Raw genomic sequence first — 18650 nt, forward strand, 5'->3', positions numbered from 1 at the left:
CGACTCACCCGCGCAGCACCAGATCGTCGCCCACGTAGAACAGCGCGACGTCGATGAGGTCGGCGGGCACGCCGTGCTTGGCGCTGTACGCGCGGCGATACAGCTCGAGCTGCAGCATCCGCTCCTCTTTCTCCGCATCGGTGCGCGGCGGCCTGCCGGTCTTCCAGTCCACGATCTCGATGCGCTCTCCTCGCCGGTACACCGCGTCGAGCTTGCACACGATGACATGATCGGTGCCGTCGAGCGTCGTGTCGGTCACATCGATCTCGGTCTCGACGGCGATGGGGCGCAGCGTCGCCCACTCCGAGCGCTCGAACGCCGCCTTCAGTTCGGCCAGGCGCGCCGCATCGTGCGTGGCCGCCTCGGTGGCGATCTCATCGTCGCTCTCCCAGAGCCCGTCGTCGATCGACCCGCCGCGGCCGCTCAGCCCCGAACGCTCCTCGACCCAGGCGTGGAAGAGGGTGCCCAGCCGCGTCTGCGCGTAGGGTCGCTCGGGCATCGGCCGGGCGATGCGTGCCGCCGTTCCGGCGTAGTCGGCGACATAGTCCTTGTACCGCGATGCGGGGATGCGCACCGGTGCCACGGCGGCGGTGGCGACGTGCCGGGCGTCGCGCTCGCTCAGCAGCAGCGCGACATCGGGTTCGGGCTCGGGCTGCTGCTCGGCGGCGGTCACCGCGTCGGCGGCACGGGCGACGACGGCGCCGCGCGCACCCAGCGGGTCGATGGGCCACGACAGCAGACGCCGCGCACCGGTGTACGGGTCGTCGCCCGGGTCGTCGCCCGGCAGCTCCACGCCGATGGCGGCGGCGACCGCCTCGAGGAACGGTGACCGTGCCCGCGGCTTCTTCGTGCCCGACCAGCTCGACCCGGTCAGCAGCAGGTGGTCGCGTGCCCGGGTGACGGCGACATAGGCGAGCCGGGTCTCCTCGGCGAGCTGACGGGCCTTGTTCGCGTCGATGAAGCGCGCGCGGGCGGCCATGAGGTCCTGCTGGGTGGGCGCGTCGCGGGCGCTCCACGGCAGGTGCGGCAGCCACGCCGCATCGCCGCGAAAGGCATAGGGCAGCACCCCGATCGACAGCCACCCCTTGGTGTCCTTCGGACGGGTGGGTAGCTCGTCGGCCACCAGCCGCACGACGGCCACAGCATCCCACTCCAGACCCTTCGCGCCGTGGATGGTCAGCAGTTGCACGACGTCGTCTTCGGGCGGTTCGGTGCGCGGGGCGAACTCGTCGAGCCGCTCGGCGTGGTCGAGCCACGCCAGCAGACTCGGCAGCGACCCCGACTCGTCGGTCGCGAGGAACGCGTGCAGCTCGTCCACGAACGCACGCAGCTGCGCCGATGCGGTGCGGGCCGGCCCCCGGGTCTCATTAGAGGCCAGTTCGATGTCGAGGCGCAGCTCGAGCTCGATCAGCCGCACCAGCTCGGGGATCGGCAGCGACGATGCCCGCCGCAGGCCGTCGAACACGGCGGCGGCCTCGCGCAGGCGTGACCGCGCGGCGGGCGTGAATCCGGCCAGCCAGCCATGCTCGGGCAGATGGCGCAGCACAAAGTCGAGGGCGTCGATGAGTGAGCCCTGCTCGTCGCCCGCCGACGTACGCACACGCTCGGCCACCTCGGCGGGTAGCGGCTGCAGGGCCGCATCGTGCGTGGCGATGCGGCGGGCCAGGTGAGCGAGCACCCGCAGGTCGGCGAGGCCGATCGCCCAGCGCGGGCCGGACAGCAGCCGGATGAGCGCCGATCCGGCCGTCGGGTCGCAGATGACCCGCAGTGCCGCGACGACGTCGACCACCTCGGGTGTCGACAGCAGTCCGCCCAGGCCCAGGATGCGGTGCGGGATGCCGCGCTGCCCGAGTGCCTCACCGAACCGCACCATGTGCTTCTTGCTGCGGAACAGGATCGCCCCCGTCGTCGACCGCCGCTCGGCGCGGCGCGTCTCGCGCACGCCGGCGAACCACGCGGCGACCCGGTCGGCCTCGGCGTCGAGGTCTGCCTCGAACACGATGTCCACCTCTCCCCCGGGCGCCCCGGGCCGCGGCCTCAGCGGCTGCACGGGCACAGCCGCGTCGGCGGCGAGCGGTGCCAGCACGGCGTTGGCGGCATCCAGCACCCGCCCGCTGTTGCGCCAGCTGGTCGACAGCGCGAACATCCCGCACGGGCCGTCGCCGGCGAACGCAGCCCGGAACCCGCCGAGGTTGCCGGCGCTCGCCCCGCGCCATCCGTAGATCGCCTGGTGCGGATCACCGACCGCCATGACCGCGGTGCCGCCGGCCTCGCCCGTACTGCCGAAGAGCGCCGCCAGCAGATCGGTCTGCACGACCGAGGTGTCCTGGTACTCGTCCAGCAGCACCACGCGGTAGCGCTGCTGCAGCTCCGCGACCACCGCCGCGTGGCCGTGCGCGATCTGCAGTGCGCCCGCGACCTGGTCGGCATAGTCGATGACGCCCAGGCGCCGCTTCTCGGCGTTGTACGCACGGGCCAGATCGACCAGCAGGGCCAGCGCGCCGACCTTGTGCACGGCGTCGTCGACATCGGCATACACCGTGGTGCCCTTGCGTGTCGAGGGGCGCTCGCGCACGTCGGCGAAGTCGGCGGCGAACTGCTCGAGCCGGTCGAGATCGACGATGTTGTCGACGCTGTCGCGGGCGATGCGCAGCGCGGCGTCGACGATGGTGCGCAGCGCCTCGGGGCGCTCCTCGAGACGCGGGTCGTCGGATTCGAGCACGACGCGGCGCATGAGCAGCCACGCCACCGACTCCGGCAGCACGGCCGCCTCGGCATCACGGCCGATGCGCACCGCATGCTCGCGCACGACCCCATCTGCGAAGCTGTTGTAGGTCGCGACTGTGGGCCTGATCAGCAGTGAGTCGTGCAGCAGCGGATCGATGTCGGATGCCTCGGGCTCGCCCTCCGGGGCGGCCGGCAGCGGCAGCAGCCCCTGCCGCTGGATGTCCGATAGGCGCTGCAGTCGGCTCTGGATGCGCTCGGCCAGCTCACCGGCGGCCTTGCGGGTGAAGGTGAGGCCGAGCACCTCGTCGCGGCGCACGAGGCCGTTGGCGACGAGCCACACCACGCGCGACGCCATCGTCTCGGTCTTTCCACTGCCGGCGCCGGCCACCACGAGCGCCGGGGTCAGCGGCGCCTCGATCACCGCGGTCTGCTCGGGCGTGGGGGGAAACTGGCCGAGCGCCTCGGCGATGACCGCAGCGGGGATGCGGGTGATCACGACGCGCTCACCGCCTTGACGGTGTGCACGCGGCACAGCCCGTACGAGTGGTCGTCGCGGCAGTGCTCTTCGAACGGCGCCGTGAACGCGGTGCCGCGCATGACGTCGACGGCCTCGCGGATGCGCGCCAGGAACGCGTCGCGTGCGGCGTCGTCGAAGGGCTCCTGGTGCGGCGTCGCGTAGTCCTTGCGCTTCGCGCTGGGCCGCAGCACGAGCAACGTGGCCCCGCCGGCACGGAGGCCTTCGGTTCCCTCGACCGCGCCCGACGAGAACGCGAGCTGATAGGCCGCCAGCTGCGGGTTGTCGGCGACCGCGGCATCGGACTGCGGTTCACGCTTGCCGGTCTTCAGGTCGACGATCACCACGGTGTCGTCGGCGGTCACCTCGACGCGGTCGATGTACCCGCTGAGCACGGCCCCGTGCTCGAACGCCTCGCCCTCGAGCGGGACGTCCACCTCGAAGTGCGGCTCGGCGCCGACCAGCCGCCCCCCGGCCCGAGCGAAGTCAGTGAGATAGACGTGCAGCCGCCGCACGAGGTCGCGTGCGAGCGTGCGTTCGGCGCGGTCGCGCCAGGCCGATTCGAACTCGAGCTCGCCCCACCGCTCCTCGACCAGCCGCCACAGCTCGTCTTCGCGCAGCGGCACGCCATCGGGGCCGCCGCTGCGCTCGAGTGCGGCATGGATGATGGTGCCCAGGCCCGCCACCGCGCTGCCGGCGTCGCCGCCGAGGTCGCCGATCACCCAGTTCAGCGCGCACTCCTCAAGGGTCTGCAGCCGCGAGGGCGAGACGCGCACGTCTTCGCGCCGCAGGTCGCGCAGCGGCGCATCGGTGGTGGGCGGTTGCCGTCCATACCACTGCGCGGGCGCGGCACCGGGCACCCCGGCGGCAGCGAGCAGCACGAGCTGGCCGGGCGCCCGCGCGCGGTCGCCCGGGCGCGCGGCGGGGTCGGTGAGCGCACGCCGATACTGTGCGACCAGACCCCGCAGCGACAGCGGGTGCTCTCTGTCGCGCCCGGGCGGCTCGGCGGCGGGCAGGAACTCGAACAACACGCTGGGCCCGGTGTCGTCGTCGTCGACGGCGGTCACCACGAGCCGCGCACGGGCCCGCGAGACGGCGCGCACGAACAGCCGCAGCTCGTCGTGCAGGGCGGCACGCCGGCGGTCCACGGGTGTGCCGCCGTCTCCCGGTGCGCGCAGGGCGGCATCGGCCAGACGCCACGTGTCGAGCAGGCTGCCGCGCAGGCGCGTGTTGGGCCAGACCCCGTCCTGCACCCCGGCGACCACCACCGTGTCGAACTCGGTGCCCACGGCGGCCGCCGGCGTGAGCACCCGCACCGCGTCGGCGTGCTCGGGCGCGCCGAGACGGTCCTCTGCCACATCGGCGTCGAGCACGCTGCGCACGAACACCAGCGCGTCACGTCCGTCGAGCTGCTCGCCGCGACGTTCGACGAACCGCTGGGCGGACTGGAACAGCGCGACGACCGCGTCGAGGTCGCGGTTCGCCTGATCGGCGAGCGGACCCGTGCCGGCGGCGGCCTCACCCCACGCCCGCTCGAGGCCACTGCGCTCCCACACCAGCCACAACAGCTCGTGGATCGTCGCCCCGCGCCCGTGGTCGTCGCGCAGACGCACGAGGGTCTGCGCGACCCGGGCGGCACGCCGCGCCTCGGCGGTGTCGACCGCGGCGAACTCTGCGGGGTGCGCCAGCGCCGACACGAGAAGCTCGCGCCCCGACGGCACGACGGGTGCCGTGCCCGCCTCACCCCCGGTCTCGTGCGCCGCCCGCAGCGCCGCGTGCCGCAGTCCCGTGCGCAGACGTCGCAGGCGGATCGGGTCGAGACCGCCCGCAGCGCCCTGCAGCGCGTCGGCGGCCTGCTGCGGCGTCCAGTCCCGCGGGTCGGCTGCGGCCAGCTCGATCAGCAGCAGCAGGTCGCGCACCGGCGCGAACGCGCCCAGCGGACGCCCGGGGCCCGCCGCGCGCGTCGGCACCTCGCGCGCGGCCAGCTCGGCCTCGAGCGCGGTCACCTGCCGTGTGTCGTGCGCGATGACCGCGCACTGTGCCCATGGCACGCCGTCGTGCACGTGGCGTTCGCGCAGCAGGCGCGCGATGACGTCATACTCCTCCGACGATGACCGCAGCATCATGGCCCGCACGGCGCCGCCGGGCTCCGCACCCGTCGGCGGGCGCCGGTGGGCCACCACACCGCCGGTGCCGATCCGCTGGGTGACGTCGCGCACGAGGTCGGTGTGCGCGGGTGTGCCGCGGTGGGCGCCGTCGAGCACCTGCACCGTGCCCGCCCCGACGGTGCGCACGAGCCGGGCGAAGTTCTCCGGCGTCGCGCCGCGGAAGGCACCCGACCCGAGGTCGGGGTCGCCGAACGCGAGCACCGCCACCCCGCGCTCCGCACACGCCTCGAGCAGCTCGACCCCGCCGAGGGTCAGCTCCTGCGCGTCGTCGACCAGCAGCACCCGCAGCCCGGCGAACGGCCCGAGCCCGGCATCAGCCGTGCGCACGAGTCCCAGCGCCTCGCGCACGAGCCCCGCCGCGTCGCGGTGCGCACCGCGCAGGTCGGCACGCACGTGCAGGTACTCGGCCTGGAACGACGCCAGTGCCCGCCACACGGGCACATCGTGCGCGTCGGCCAGTGTGCGCAGCCGATCCGGTTCGATGCCGAGCGTGGTGCACTCGGCCAGGAACGCCCGCACCTCTCCGCGGAATCCGGCGGTGGAACGGATGTCAGCGCCCAGCGCGTCGGGCCAGCGCCCGGCCGCGACGCTCAGCCGTTCATCCTCGGCATCGCCGTCGAGCAGGTCGCCGATGATCTGGTCCTCGTCGCCGCCGGTGAGCAGCTGCGGGGGCTCCTCGCCCGCGGCCACGGCGGCGGCACGCACGAGCTGAAAGGCGAACGAGGCCACCGAGCGCGCGAGCGGCCCGGAGCTCGCCCGGGCCACCGCGAACGCCAGCCGGTCGCGCAGCTGGGTCGCCGTCGGCCGCGACGGGGTCAGCACGAGCAGCGCGTCAGGGTCGAGTCCGCCGGCCACCAGCTGCCGTGCCCGCTCGACGAGCACCGTCGTCTTGCCGGCACCGGGTGGCCCCACGACCACCCCGGAGGCGTCGGCGGCGAGCTGCAGCACCGCGTGCTGCGCAGCATCCATGTGCTCGTGCGCTGTCGTCACCGTGCTCCTCCCCGGACCTGAGCCAACCTAATCGACACCGCCGACAGTGCCGGTGCCGCGCGGGTGTCGTAGAGTTTCAACTGTCCGTCCGCCCCGAGAAAGGCACACTGTGGAGATCCGCATCGGCATCGCCAACACCGGCCGCGAACTGAGCTTCGAGACCAACGAGAGCGCAGAAGCGGTGAAGAAGTCCGTCGCCTCGGCACTGGACTCGGCCGCGACCCACGTCACCTTCGTCGATGACCGCGGCAGCTCGTTCATCGTGCCGACCGCCGGGCTCGCGTACATCGAGATCGGCACCGAAGAGGCGCGCCGCGTCGGATTTGTCGCTTGACATGCTGATCGTCCTCGCCCTGATCTTCGGCGCCGTCATCGGGCTGGGGGCGCACTTCGCCCTGCCGCACCGCACCCTGCGCGGTGCGGCGCTCGTGCCCATGGTCGGCGCGTTCGCCGGGGGTGCCGTGTGGCTGCTGTTCACGTGGCTGAGCCTGGAGGCCACCGGCTGGATCTGGCTGGCGTCGCTGGCCGCCCCGATCGTCGTCACCTGGGCGACGGTCGTCGTCACGACGCGGGTGCGCCTGGCCCACGACGAGCACGAAGCGCAGCGGCTCAAGATCGCCTGAGCCCGCGGCATCCCGTCCTACGCCGACAGCCCCAGCGCGTCCATGCGCCGTGCGTGCGCGCCCATGAGCTCGGTGAACACCGGCTCGACCTGCTTCTGCTCGGCGGCGTCCAGCGGCAGGTCGTCGGCGCCGCGCAGCGCCGACCGCGCCACCAGCAGCGTGTCGCCCACGAGCCTGCGACCCCACAGGGCCAGCAGCGCCCGCCATTCGGCGTCGGCGGTGACCGCCGCCCGCAGCAGCTCGACGATCGCCTGCCGGTCGTCGTCGGCCTGCAGGATGCGGGCCACCCGGCGCCCGGTGTCGGCGTAGCTGGTCGCCAGGGCGTAGTAGAAGTCGTCGAGCATGCCCGCGGTGATGTGCACCGACAGCATCGTCTCCTCGGGGCGCACGCCGTGCGTGGCCGCGCGAAACGCGTCGAGCTCTTCGCGGAACGGTTCCATGAGCGCGGTCGGGTCGCCGTCGCGCTCGCGGATGAGCGCGACCAGGCCCTCGTGCTTGGTGAGCGCGGCGCCGGCCGCCCGCGACAGCGCCTCCTTCTCGCCGAGCTCGGGACGCGAGGCGATCAGCTCGCTCAGGGTCTCGAAGTAGCTCAGCTGCAGGTACGCGGCCTGACCGAGAAAGGTGTCGACGTCGGGGGCGAGCTCGGCGAAGTCGACCCGCGTCGCGTCGCCCCGCTCGCCGCGCGCGCGCAGCTGCAGGGGGCTGCGTGCGGTGCGCGTCTTGCGCCGCTGCCAGAACCACGTGACCACCCGACCAGCCTACGCGGGTCACCGGCGGCACAGACGCGTCGGGTAAGATGAAGATGCCCCGGCGCAGGATCGGGGCCCCGCGCCCGTGGATGAGCAGAGATGAGCAGAGGGGCGTGGATCACCCTCCGCTCCGGGTCGCCCGGGGCGTCCGAGACCCGGCAGCTCTCACTGCCAGACGGGCAAAACACCTATGACCACGTTCGCCGACCTCGGCGTCGACTCCGACATCGTCGACGCACTCGCCGCGAAGGGCATCGTCGACGCGTTCCCCATCCAGGAGCAGACCATTCCCCTGGGCCTTCCCGGGCAAGACATCATCGGTCAGGCCAAGACCGGCACCGGCAAGACGTTCGGCTTCGGCATCCCGGTCGTGCAGCGTCTCGGGCTCGACCCCGAGCCGGGCGTGAAAGCGCTCATCGTCGTGCCCACGCGCGAGCTGGCCGTGCAGGTCTACGAAGACATGGACATGCTGACCTCGAACCGTTCGACCAGTGTCGTGGCCATCTACGGCGGCAAGGTGTACGAAGGGCAGATCGACCAGCTCAAGGCGGGTGCGCAGATCGTCGTCGGCACGCCGGGCCGGCTGATCGACCTGAACAACCAGCGACTGCTCGACCTGTCGAACGCGACCGAGGTTGTGCTCGACGAGGCCGACAAGATGCTCGACCTCGGGTTCCTCGCCGACATCGAGAGGATCTTCTCGAAGGTGCCGGTGGTGCGTCACACGCAGCTGTTCTCGGCCACCATGCCCGGCCCGATCGTGGCGCTGGCGCGCCGGTTCATGTCGAACCCGATCCACATCCGCGCGACCGACCCCGACGAGGGTCTCGCGCAGGCGAACATCCGCCACCTCGTCTACCGCGCGCACGCGCTCGACAAGGACGAGGTCATCGCCCGCATCCTGCAGGCCGAGGGCCGCGGCAAGACCGTCGTGTTCACCCGCACCAAGCGGGCCGCGCAGAAGCTCGTCGACGAACTGAACGACCGCGGGTTCAACGCGGGTGCGGTGCACGGTGACATGAGCCAGGAGGCGCGCGAACGCTCCATGGCCGCGTTCAAGGCCGGCAAGAAGGATGTGCTGATCGCCACCGACGTCGCCGCGCGCGGCATCGACGTCGACGACGTCACGCACGTCATCAACCACACGATCCCCGACGACGAGAAGACCTACCTGCACCGGGCCGGCCGTACCGGCCGCGCGGGCAAGACGGGCATCGCGGTCACGTTCGTCGACTGGGACGACCTGCACAAGTGGGCTCTCATCAACCGGGCCCTCGACTTCGGTCAGCCCGAGCCGGTCGAGACGTATTCGTCGAGCCCACACCTGTACACCGACCTCGACATCCCCGAGGGCACCAAGGGCCGCATCGTCTCGGCACCCAAGACCCAGTCGGTGCGCACGTCGCGTCCGGCGCGCGCCGCCGACGCGGCCTCCGCGGGCACGAACGAGGGAACCACGCGCCGCCGGCGCCGCCGGCGCCGGGCGAACGAGCCGGTGGGCGCGACCTTCGCGGAGGGGACGGATGCCGCGGGCGCGGCGAGCGGCGAGGCATCCACGCCTGCTCCCACCGACGGCGCAGGCACGCACGACGGGCAGGGCAAGGAGCACCACGACGGCAAGCCCGCCGCGGCGCGCCGACGCCGGCGCCGGCGCCGCACCTCCGGCAGCACCGGCCAGGGCGCCTGACCCCGGTGGGGCGTGCCGAGAACATCCGATGCGCCCCGGGGCATCGCATTCTTCTCTATAGCCTCCGATCTCCCGGCACGACACCCCTGACCGACCGTGCCGCCGGAGCCGACGCGTTCCACCAGGCCATGCACGGTCGAACGTCGGGACGAGGTCAGGGGTAGACCGGCGAGGACCCGGTGCCGGCAGAGATGATCCGCTGCACCATCTCGTCGTACGTGGTGTTCTCGCCGGGCAGGTTCGGCTTGCCGAGACCGTGGTAGTCGCTCGAGCCGGTGGTGATGAGGTCGCGCTCCCGCGCGATGCGCCGCAGGGTGCGCCGCCCGGCCTCGAGGTTCTCCCGGTGGTCGAGCTCGAATCCGGCCAGCCCGTGGTCGAGCATCTCGTCGATCAGCGCGCGCGGCAGTAGCCCGGCCCGACCCGCAGGGTGGGCGATGATCGGCACGCCGCCGGCGGCCACGACGAGGTCCACGGCGGTGACGGGGTCGGGCGCGTAGAGGGCGACGTAGTAGTCGCCCTGCGGGCTGAGGATGTGTGCGAACGCCTCCGTCCGGTCGGCGACCAGTCCCTTCGCCACGAGCGCGTCGGCGATGTGCGGCCGGCCGACCGTGGCCCCGTCGGTGGTGTGCGCGACGATGTCGTCCCAGCTGAGGTCGTAGTCGTGGCCGATGCGGTCGGCCATAGTGCGCGCCCGGGTGAGCCTCGAGGTGCGGATGCGCTCCATCTCGGCGCGCAGGCCCGCATGGTCGGGGTCGAACAGGTACGCGAGTAGGTGCACGCTGCGCCACCGGAACCGCGTCGACAGCTCCATCCCGGGCACGAATGTCATGCCCAGCGACACCGCGGCATCCGCCGCCTCGGCCCACCCCGAGGTGGTGTCGTGATCGGTGAGCGCGGCGGTGCGGATGCCGTGCCGGTGCGCAGCGGTCATCACCTGCGCGGGGGGTTCGGTGCCGTCCGAGCGCAGCGAGTGCAGGTGCAGGTCGCTGGGACCTTCGAACCGCCGGCGCTCGCCCATGATCATGAGCGTATCCGGCGATCTGCCAGCCTGCTCATCTAGGCTCGCCCTCGTGTGGCGGCTCATCGGAATCCTGACGACGGTGCTGTTCGCGATCGCGGCGGCCGTCGTCACCTGGCCGCAGTTCTTCCGCCTCGAGCGCACGTCGCCGCTGGCCCAGGCGGTGACCCTGCGCGGAGTGATCGTCGTCGTGCTCGCCGCGGTTCTGGTGGTCGCGCTGCTGCTGGCGCTGGCCCGTGCGATCCGGGGGTTCGCGGCATCCATCGCGCTCGTCGCACTGATCGCCGGCGCGGCGAACGTCGCCGTCATGATGACGCGCGGCACCGGTGCCGAGACGCTGCCCGAGCGCACCGCGTCGAGCCTGCGCGTCCTCACCTGGAACACGGCCGGTGAGGCGACCTCGCCCGACGAGGTGGCCCGCACGGCGGTTGCGGTGGGTGCCGACATCGTGGCGCTGCCCGAGACGACCGAGGCGAACGGCACCGCCGTCGCCGTCGCGATGCGCGAGCTCGGCCAGCCGATGTGGGTGCACAACGCGAACTACGACGGCTGGGATGCCCGCTCCACGACGATCCTCATCGCGCCCAAGCTGGGCGACTACTCGGTGATCCGGTCGTCGAAGGACGGCTCGAGCAACACCTCGACGGTGCCGAGCGCCGTCGCCATGCCGGTGGACGGCGACGGCCCGACCGTCGTGGCGGTGCACGCAGTGGCCCCCCGGACCGCGTACATGGAGCGGTGGCGCGAAGACCTGCAGTGGCTGGCCGACCAGTGCGCGGCCGACGAGGTGATCATGGCGGGCGACTTCAACGCCACGATCGACAACATGGCGGGACTCGGCACCGAGGGCGGAACGCTCGGCCAGTGCAGCGATGCGGCGTCGGCCACCGGCAACGGGGCGGTCGGCACATGGCCCACCGACGTCCCGGCCCTCTTGGGGGCGCCCATCGATCATGTGATGATCGGGCACGGGTGGGAGGCGACCGGCAGCCTCGTGCTGGGCTCGAAGGATCGCACCGGCAGCGACCACCGGCCGCTCGTCGTGCAACTCGAGCCGGCCGGCTGATCCGGTTCCGCGCACACCCGCGCGTGCGAGACTGGATGCATGAGCGAGACCGAACAGGCGACGGTGGCCACGCCGTCCACCAGCACGAATCGGCGGCAGCCGTTCCCGCAGGGGTTTCTCGACACGATCTCCGAGGGATGGGCGGCCCGGCCTGACTCGACGCCGCCCGCGCGAGATCAGGCGCCGTTCGCGGCGCGGCGCCGCGATGCCGTCTCGCAGGCGTTCCCCGGGCAGCGCATCGTGGTGCCGGCCGGTGGGCTCAAGCAGCGCAGCAACGACACCGACTACCCGTTCCGCGCGCACTCGGCGTTCTCGCACCTGACCGGATGGGGCGCCGACGCCGAGCCGGATTCGCTGCTCGTGTTCGAGCCGAACGCGGACGGGCACGACATGACGCTGTACTTCCGCGAGCGCGCCGACCGCGCGACGACGGAGTTCTATTCGGATGCCTCGATCGGTGAGTTCTGGATCGGCCCACGCCCCGCGCTCGCGGGTGTCGCCGCGGATCTGGGCATCGCGACGGCGCACATCGACGACTTCGCGGTCGGCGACGACGACCGCGTCGCGGGCGTCGACGACGAGCTGACCCGGTTCGTGTCCGAGCTGCGTCTTGTGAAGGACGAGTACGAGATCGCCCAACTGCGCGCCGCGGTGGAGGTCACCGCCCGGGGGTTCGACGACATCCTGCGCGAGCTGCCCGCGATCGTCGCCCACCCGCGCGGCGAGCGCGTGGTCGAGTCGGTGTTCCACCGGCGTGCGCGCACCGACGGCAACTGGGAGGGCTACGACACGATCGCCGCGTCCGGCCCGCACGCATGCTACCTGCACTGGACGCGCAACGACGGCGCGGTCGTCCCCGGCGATCTCATGCTGGTGGATGCCGGCGTCGAGCTCGAGAGCCTGTACACGGCCGACATCACCCGCACGATCCCGGTGAACGGGCGGTTCACCGATGTGCAGCGCCGGGTGTACGAGACGGTGCGCGAGGCGGCGGATGCCGCATTCGCGGTGGCGCGCCCCGGCATCCGCTTCCGCGAGGTGCACGCGGCGGCGATGGATGTCATCGCCCGCCGCACGGCGGAGTGGGGCGTGCTGCCGGTGACGGCCGAGGAGGCGCTGGATGCCGATGCCGGCGGCCAGCACCGTCGCTACATGGTGCACGGCACGTCGCACCACCTGGGCATCGACGTGCACGACTGCGCGCAGGCGCGGCGCGAGATGTACTACGACGGCGTCCTCGAGCCAGGCATGGTGTTCACCATCGAGCCGGGGCTGTACTTCCAGATCGACGATCTCACCGTCCCCGAGGAGTATCGCGGCATCGGCGTGCGCATCGAGGACGACGTGCTGGTGACCGCGGACGGCGTCGAGAACCTGTCGGCGGCGATGCCGCGCACGGCCGACGAGATCGAGGCCTGGATCGAGCGCCTGAGCGCCTGAGCGGCTGAGTCCGGCAGCCCGAACGGTGCGCGCACCGTGCGACGGATCTCGTGCATGAGCGTCCGGTCGTCGCTGGGATGGGGCGCGGCGAGGTTCACCGGTCTCTCGATGTCGTCGGTGTCGCACAGGAACCGCACCGCGCCGGCCACGTCGTCGAGGTGGCCGCAGTGCAGGCGTGTCTGCACTGGGCAGACCCGAGGCCGGCGAGGCTCCGGGCGGCGCACTGCCCGGTCGTCAGCGACTCCCGACCGGGATCGGCTAGGCGCGCAGCGTCTCGTGCCGCACCACGACCCAGCCCTTGGGCACCGAGAGCCGCTCGGTGTGGATGGCGCACAAGTCGTGCGCATGCGGGTCGTCCAGACCCCCGAGCGGTCCGACGGCCGCCATCTGGTCACCGTAGTCGAACGTGAGCGTGGCCACGGCCTCACGGGCGCAGGCCACCTTGGAGCAGAGTCTGTCACGCATCGCCGCTTACGCTAATGCACCGCGCGCCCGGCGCCGGCTCGCCTCGCCGGGCGTCCGTAGGATGAGATCATGCGCAAGCGACGCGAAGCCCCACGGCGGGCGCGAGCTCCTCGCCACGGCCGTCACGGGCGGGTGGGGCGAAGCCCCGTCATCCGTCCCCCGCTGCCGCCGCTCGACACGCGCATCGACCGCTTCGACTTCGCCGTGGGCAACGTCTCGGAGTTCCTGCGCTCCACCTGGCCCGAGCTGCGCGAGGTGAGCTTCCAGATCGCCGACATGCCGCCCGACAGCGACCCCGAGCAGGGCATTCCCCGCTGGTCCGTGCACCCGGCCGAGGGTCGCATCGTGCTGTACCGGCTTCCGCTGCAGCGCCTCGGCCACCTGCACCGCGAAGACGAGTTCCACCGGCGCATGGTCATCGAGGGCGCCGTCTTCCGTGCAGCCGCCGAGTACCTCGGCCGCGACCCTTGGGACCTCGGCCCCGAGCGCTTCCGCTTCTTCTAGCCCGCCCGCGGCCCGCGGCGGCACGTACCGAGAACATGCGTCTTGACCGAGAGCATGATGGATGCCACGAAAACAGCATGTTCTGGGTCACATCGCATGTTTCGGGCACAGGCCGCGGCACGGGCGCCGGCTATGGGTACACGCGGAGGGGCTGTGCCGCGGCGTCCGACGGCCACACGGCGTACCCCGCGAGGGCGCCGCTGCCGGCGAGCGTGACCTGCGCGTGGACCTCCCCGCCGGGATCGAGCTCCCACGTGGTCTCGGGCGGCAGCGACACGGCCGCGGTCCCTCCGGCGGGCACGAGCACCTCCCGCTCCGACGCGCCACGCAGCACGACCTGCACGTCGTCCTCGCCCGGATTGGCCAGGTGCAGCACGGGCTGCGGCCCCTCGGGCACCGCGAGCAGCGTCGACCCCGACAGGCCCGGCGCGGCGGTGAACCACGCGAAGTCGTCGCCCTCACCGAAGCCGGTGGTCTGCCACACGGCGCCGACGATCGGCATCGTCGCATCGACCACGACGGTGTAGGTACCGACCGGCAGCTCGCGCAGCTCGAACTCCACCGGGGTGCCCGCGGTGAGGGGCACGGTCGACTCCATCACGGCATCGCCCGCCGCGCTGCGCACCGACACCACGGCCGACCCGTCGCCCCCCGGGGCGAGCAGCCGCAGGATGGTGGGCGTGTCGTCGGTGAGCGACTCGGGCACCGGAGTCACGATGAGCCCGGGGATCACGACCCGCCCGGCCGAGGCGCGCACCGCGCTCTGCTGGTCGATGCCGCCGGGCTCGAGCGTGCGGATGATGCTCGCCTGCAGGCTCGCGCGTACGGGCGCGCCCGCGGCGGTGACGCGCAGTACGGGGCTCGCCTCACCGCCGGCGATGCCCGACAGCGGCACGACCAGCTGCGTGCCCGCGGGCACGACCAGTCCGGTGCCGCCGGGCGGCGAGAACGGGTCGGCGGTGCCGTACACGGTGATGTCGACGGTGGCGACGGCATCGCCCGGATTGGCGAGCACCACCAGGTCGGTCGCGCCGATCGTGGTCGACCCGCCGACGAGCCACGACTCGAACAGCGGGGTACGGCAGGCGTCGACGGCGAAGCCGGCGAGGTCGGCGTCGAGGACGCGACCGGATGCCACGGCCGCCAGCGGCGCGGCCTCACGCTGCTGCGGGGGCGCGACGAAGACCGGCGCCCCGCCGAAGCGTTCGACGGCGGGTGAGCGCAGCAGGCTCTGCGCGTACTCGCCGTCCGCGGCGACGATCGGGCGCTGGTCGGCCGCGAGCGTCAGGGTGCCCGCGGCGCCGGCGGTGCGACCGGCGGCGAAGATGCCGCCGTCGCACACGGCGACGGTGTCGGCGGGGGTGGGCACGGCATCCACCGACGCGGGCACGTGGGTGACGGCGGGCCACGGCACGAGGAACACCGAGGCCGCCACGGCGGCGGCGACCCCAGCCGCGACGACACCGCTGACGGTGCTGCGGATCCCGCTCATGTCTCCTCCTCCCCCGCGCGGCCGACGGTGCGCGGCGTCAGGCGCGCGGTGCGGCGCGACGCGGCGGTGGGGATCGCGAGCAGCACGGCGATCGCGACCACGGCCAGCTGCACTCCGGTGATCCAGACCGCGACGCGGTGCTGCGCAGCATCCATCCCCGCCCGAGGCTCGGGCACGTCGACGGCTCGCCAGAGCAGTCCGCGCGGGGTCTCGCCCACGGCATCGAGCTGGTCGCGCTGGTCTATGGCGGTGACGGCGCGCAGCCGCGTCGCACGGGCCTGTTCCGATTCGGGTTCGGCCGCAGGCGCCAGAAGCACGAAGGCGATGCCGTCGGCGGTGAGCTGGTCGATGACACCCGGGGCCGTGGAGGCGATCAGGTCGGCGGTGAGACCGGCCAGGCGTGCGTCGGCGGGGGTCGCCTCGGTGCGGGTGGCGATGAACGTGGACTGGCCGTCGAGGGTGGCGCTCGGCCCCCATACGACGGCCGCGGCGACACCTCCCCCGTTCTGCGGCGTGATCACGAGCGTGCCGACGTCGGGGTTGTTGCGGCCTTCGGCGGCGACGTAGGCGGGCAGAGTCGTGCGGGGCCCGTCGGTGAGCAGGGCGCGGTCGCCGTGCAGCGCTGCAAGGCCCGGTGCGGCGACCACGGCGGCGAGCACGAGCAGCACGGCGACCACCCAAGGCCGCACACGCAGGCGCAGCAGGCCGTGCCGGCCCGAGAGCGTGACGACCGCCGCACCGGTCGCGCCCAGCCAGGCCAGGCTCAGTCCGGCCCCCGGCCACAGCGCGACCTCCTGCGACTGTGCCGCACTGACCGAGACGCCCACGGCGAGCATGGCCGTTGCCAGCCCCAGCACGCCCGTGCCGACGAGCACCCAGCCGGCGGCCCAGCGCCGCCCGACCGGGGCGAGCAGGGCGACCAGCGCAAGCGGCACGAGCAGCAGCGGCACCCACCAGGTCTGCCCCCACCCGGCGAGGTCGGTCGTCGGGAATCCCGCGGCGATCGCGGTGCGCCCGGCGATGTCGGCGGTGGCCTGCGGACCTGTCCAGGGCCGTCCCGGATCGGCGAGCAGACCGAACGTGTTGCCGGCGCGCAGCTGCCCCCAGACGAGCGGGGCCGACAGCGCGAGGGCGGGCACGACGATCCAGATCAGCCGCACGATGCCCTGGCCGGCGCCGGTGACGGCGGCCAGCACGATGGCGAGCACCCACAGCACGACGAGGGCGGGGGCGAGCGAGGGCGCGGCGGCGACGGTGCCGGCGAAGAGCAGGGATGCCGCGGCCGCGGCGACCCACGATCGGTGCGCCACCGCGCCGGCCGAGACGAGCCATGGCAGCAGCAGGTGCACGATGACGGCGTCGGGGCGGCCCTGCACCAGTGCGGTGAGGAACGTGGGCGCCAGCGCCCAGACGACCCCGGCGAGGATGCGCAGCGGCGCCCGCTCGGTGAGCCGGGTGGCGGCGAACCACCCGCCGAGCACGGCCAGCGGTAGGGCGAGCACCCACAGCAGCACGAGCATCGTGGAGGGGTGCGCGGGCCACAGACTGCCGAGCACGGCGAGTACGGCGGCGAACGGATCGGCCGGGCCTACGTCGCCGATGCCGGTGGCGCGCAGCCCCCACCCGGCGTTGCGCCACAGGGACGCGACGGAGTCAGACAGCGGCAGCAGTCCCCCGCCGCCGAGCACCGTCCAGGTCAGCAGCGGGGTGAACGCGGCGATCGAGACGACGAGCGCGCCGAGCACGGCCCAGGCGCCACCGCCCGAGAAGAAGCGCAGTTCGCCGCGGCGACGCTCGCCCGCGCCGGGGTCGTCGGTGTCGAGCCGGCGGTGCAGCTCCGATCGGTCGATGCGCAGCTCGTCGACATGGGTCCACGAGGCGGTTCGGTGCGCGCGGGCGCGTCGCCGCGCGCGCACGATCGCGTCGAGGCGCACGAACGCGATGACCGAGGCGGCCCACTCCGGACCGATGAGACCGGGGGCTTTGCGCACGAGGTGCAGGGCGGTCCGCAACACGGCCAGTGGCAGGATCGCGATCCAGACGAAGAACAGTTCGAACGGATGCGCGTACGCCAGCCGCCGGTGCAGCTGGGCGAGGCGGCGTGCGAAGCCGGCGCGGCGGATGCTGCGGCCGTCGGCCGGAGCGGGAAGACCCGCGACCCCGTCGCTGGCGGTCGCGACGCGTGCGGCGGTGACGAGCACGACGCGCCGCCCCGCCAGGCGCGCGAGCACGCCGAGGTCGAGACCTTCGTCGGCGCCGCCGAGGGCGGGGTCCAGCCCGTCGAGCTGCCGCCACACCTCGGCGCGCACGAGCAGGGCACGCACGTCGGCGCCGAGCACGTCGTCTTCGGCGTCGTGCTGGCCCTGGTCGAACTCGCCTTCGGCGAGCGTGACGGTGCGGCCCAGGCGCGTCATCGTGACGCCGAGCGAGACGATGCGGTCGCGGTCGTGCCACCGCACGAGTTTCGGCGCGGCGACGGCCACGGTCGCCGACAGCTCGAGGGTGCCGGCCAGCTGGGCGAGCGCGTCGGGTTCGGGCGCGGTGTCCTGGGCGAGCAGCCACACATGGGCGTCGTCGGGGATGCGCAGGGTCGCCAGCCGTACGGCCTGCGCGAACGAGGTGGATGCCGGTGCGCTCACGACCGATTCGGCGCCCGAGGCCGCGGTGAGCTCTGCCACCGCCGGGTCTGTGCCGCAGACCACGATGGTCAGGGCGTCGACGGGGCGGGTGCTCGCCGTCAGCGCCGCGAGGGTGCGTTCGGCGTGCAGTGCCGCCTGGGTGTGCCCGTCGGGACGCACGACCAAGACCGCGTGGACGCGACTGCTGTGCGCTCGGCCGCTGTGCCCGTGCGGCACGGCGGGGTCAGCTCGCCTGCCGCTTGAGGCGGCGGCGTTCGCGTTCGCTCAAGCCGCCCCAGATGCCGAAGCGCTCGTCGTTCTGCAGTGCGTATTCCAGGCACTGGGCGCGCACCTCGCACGTGGCGCAGATGCGCTTGGCGTCGCGTGTGGAGCCGCCCTTCTCGGGGAAGAACGACTCTGGATCGGTCTGCGCGCACAGCGCGTCGGTCTGCCAGCCCAGTGCGTCTTCATCATCGGAGTGCGCGGGATGCCGCACTCCCGGTACACCGAGCTGTACTGGATCGACGAACCAATCGCCCGGAACGTCAGAGCGGTAACCTGTCATCCGTCCTCACCCCCTGGGTCTTGC

At 73.0% G+C, this 18650-nt stretch carries 14 protein-coding genes; 6 read left to right on the forward strand and 8 right to left on the reverse strand.

The window, feature by feature from the left end:
• Positions 1-4: 4 nt before the first annotated feature.
• Together ACK5IN_RS03215 and ACK5IN_RS03220 are read right to left on the reverse strand one after the other, a co-directional pair.
• Positions 5-3220, reverse strand: a complete 3216-nt coding sequence (locus ACK5IN_RS03215; RefSeq protein WP_416894801.1) for a UvrD-helicase domain-containing protein — start codon at positions 3218-3220, stop codon at positions 5-7.
• A complete protein-coding gene (locus ACK5IN_RS03220) occupies positions 3220-6399 on the reverse strand; it encodes a PD-(D/E)XK nuclease family protein (protein ID WP_416894779.1) in 3180 nt (1059 codons plus the stop codon). The genes ACK5IN_RS03215 and ACK5IN_RS03220 overlap by 1 nt, the downstream gene beginning before the upstream one ends.
• A 109-nt stretch (positions 6400-6508) precedes the next feature.
• On the opposite strand from ACK5IN_RS03220, the gene ACK5IN_RS03225 reads away from it, so the two are divergent.
• Both ACK5IN_RS03225 and ACK5IN_RS03230 read left to right on the forward strand, forming a co-directional pair.
• On the forward strand, positions 6509-6733 hold the full coding sequence (locus ACK5IN_RS03225) for a DUF3107 domain-containing protein (protein ID WP_416894780.1): 225 nt from the start codon (positions 6509-6511) through the stop codon (positions 6731-6733).
• A 1-nt stretch (position 6734) separates the two neighbouring features.
• Complete coding sequence (locus tag ACK5IN_RS03230; RefSeq protein WP_416894781.1) at positions 6735-7022, forward strand: hypothetical protein; 288 nt, start codon at positions 6735-6737, stop codon at positions 7020-7022.
• Positions 7023-7039: 17 nt separating this feature from the next.
• Here the strand turns inward: ACK5IN_RS03230 and ACK5IN_RS03235 are convergent, their stop codons facing one another.
• The gene (locus ACK5IN_RS03235; protein ID WP_416894782.1) at positions 7040-7771 is read right to left on the reverse strand and encodes a ferritin-like fold-containing protein; all 732 of its coding nucleotides are present in this window, start codon (positions 7769-7771) and stop codon (positions 7040-7042) included.
• A 190-nt stretch (positions 7772-7961) separates the two neighbouring features.
• Here ACK5IN_RS03235 and ACK5IN_RS03240 point away from each other — a divergent pair, with 190 nt between their 5' ends.
• A complete protein-coding gene (locus ACK5IN_RS03240) occupies positions 7962-9458 on the forward strand; it encodes a DEAD/DEAH box helicase (protein WP_416894783.1) in 1497 nt (498 codons plus the stop codon).
• Between the two features lie 154 nt (positions 9459-9612).
• Here ACK5IN_RS03240 and ACK5IN_RS03245 read toward each other — a convergent pair whose 3' ends face one another.
• The gene (locus tag ACK5IN_RS03245) at positions 9613-10476 is read right to left on the reverse strand and encodes a PHP domain-containing protein (protein ID WP_416894784.1); all 864 of its coding nucleotides are present in this window, start codon (positions 10474-10476) and stop codon (positions 9613-9615) included.
• Between the two features lie 52 nt (positions 10477-10528).
• Between ACK5IN_RS03245 and ACK5IN_RS03250 the strand changes: the two genes are divergently transcribed.
• Both ACK5IN_RS03250 and ACK5IN_RS03255 read left to right on the forward strand, forming a co-directional pair.
• Positions 10529-11542 (forward strand): endonuclease/exonuclease/phosphatase family protein, encoded by a 1014-nt coding sequence (locus ACK5IN_RS03250; protein WP_416894802.1) that lies wholly within the window; start codon positions 10529-10531, stop codon positions 11540-11542.
• A 39-nt stretch (positions 11543-11581) separates the two neighbouring features.
• A complete protein-coding gene (locus ACK5IN_RS03255) occupies positions 11582-12982 on the forward strand; it encodes an aminopeptidase P family protein (RefSeq protein WP_416894785.1) in 1401 nt (466 codons plus the stop codon).
• A 258-nt stretch (positions 12983-13240) separates the two neighbouring features.
• Here the strand turns inward: ACK5IN_RS03255 and ACK5IN_RS03260 are convergent, their stop codons facing one another.
• Entirely contained in the window at positions 13241-13447 is a 207-nt protein-coding gene (locus tag ACK5IN_RS03260) for a DUF3499 family protein (RefSeq protein WP_416894786.1), read from the reverse strand.
• A 69-nt stretch (positions 13448-13516) separates the two neighbouring features.
• On the opposite strand from ACK5IN_RS03260, the gene ACK5IN_RS03265 reads away from it, so the two are divergent.
• Positions 13517-13951: a metallopeptidase family protein gene (locus ACK5IN_RS03265; protein ID WP_416894787.1), complete on the forward strand. Its 435-nt coding sequence runs from the start codon at positions 13517-13519 to the stop codon at positions 13949-13951.
• A 130-nt stretch (positions 13952-14081) separates the two neighbouring features.
• On the opposite strand, the gene ACK5IN_RS03270 is transcribed toward ACK5IN_RS03265, so the two are convergent.
• The 3 genes from ACK5IN_RS03270 to ACK5IN_RS03280 all read right to left on the reverse strand — a co-directional run bounded on the left by ACK5IN_RS03270 (position 14082) and on the right by ACK5IN_RS03280 (position 18626).
• The gene (locus ACK5IN_RS03270) at positions 14082-15443 is read right to left on the reverse strand and encodes a DUF5719 family protein (protein WP_416894788.1); all 1362 of its coding nucleotides are present in this window, start codon (positions 15441-15443) and stop codon (positions 14082-14084) included.
• Complete coding sequence (locus tag ACK5IN_RS03275) at positions 15440-18241, reverse strand: glycosyltransferase (protein ID WP_416894803.1); 2802 nt, start codon at positions 18239-18241, stop codon at positions 15440-15442. The genes ACK5IN_RS03270 and ACK5IN_RS03275 overlap by 4 nt, the downstream gene beginning before the upstream one ends.
• Before the next feature lie 64 nt (positions 18242-18305).
• Entirely contained in the window at positions 18306-18626 is a 321-nt protein-coding gene (locus tag ACK5IN_RS03280; protein ID WP_416894789.1) for a WhiB family transcriptional regulator, read from the reverse strand.
• Positions 18627-18650 lie beyond the last annotated feature (24 nt).

It is taken from the genome of Microbacterium sp. (genome assembly GCF_047971895.1).
GTDB lineage: Bacteria > Actinomycetota > Actinomycetes > Actinomycetales > Microbacteriaceae > Microbacterium.

Excerpts from the sequence above, each read along its gene's own strand:
- ACK5IN_RS03270 (WP_416894788.1), bottom strand. The coding sequence starts at position 15,443 with ATGAGCGGGATCCGCAGCACCGTCAGCGGTGTCGTCGCGGCTGGGGTC.
- ACK5IN_RS03240 (WP_416894783.1), top strand. The coding sequence starts at position 7,962 with ATGACCACGTTCGCCGACCTCGGCGTCGACTCCGACATCGTCGACGCA.
- ACK5IN_RS03265 (WP_416894787.1), top strand. The coding sequence starts at position 13,517 with ATGCGCAAGCGACGCGAAGCCCCACGGCGGGCGCGAGCTCCTCGCCAC.
- ACK5IN_RS03245 (WP_416894784.1), bottom strand. The coding sequence starts at position 10,476 with ATGGGCGAGCGCCGGCGGTTCGAAGGTCCCAGCGACCTGCACCTGCAC.
- ACK5IN_RS03260 (WP_416894786.1), bottom strand. The coding sequence starts at position 13,447 with ATGCGTGACAGACTCTGCTCCAAGGTGGCCTGCGCCCGTGAGGCCGTG.
- ACK5IN_RS03230 (WP_416894781.1), top strand. The coding sequence starts at position 6,735 with ATGCTGATCGTCCTCGCCCTGATCTTCGGCGCCGTCATCGGGCTGGGG.
- ACK5IN_RS03255 (WP_416894785.1), top strand. The coding sequence starts at position 11,582 with ATGAGCGAGACCGAACAGGCGACGGTGGCCACGCCGTCCACCAGCACG.
- ACK5IN_RS03280 (WP_416894789.1), bottom strand. The coding sequence starts at position 18,626 with ATGACAGGTTACCGCTCTGACGTTCCGGGCGATTGGTTCGTCGATCCA.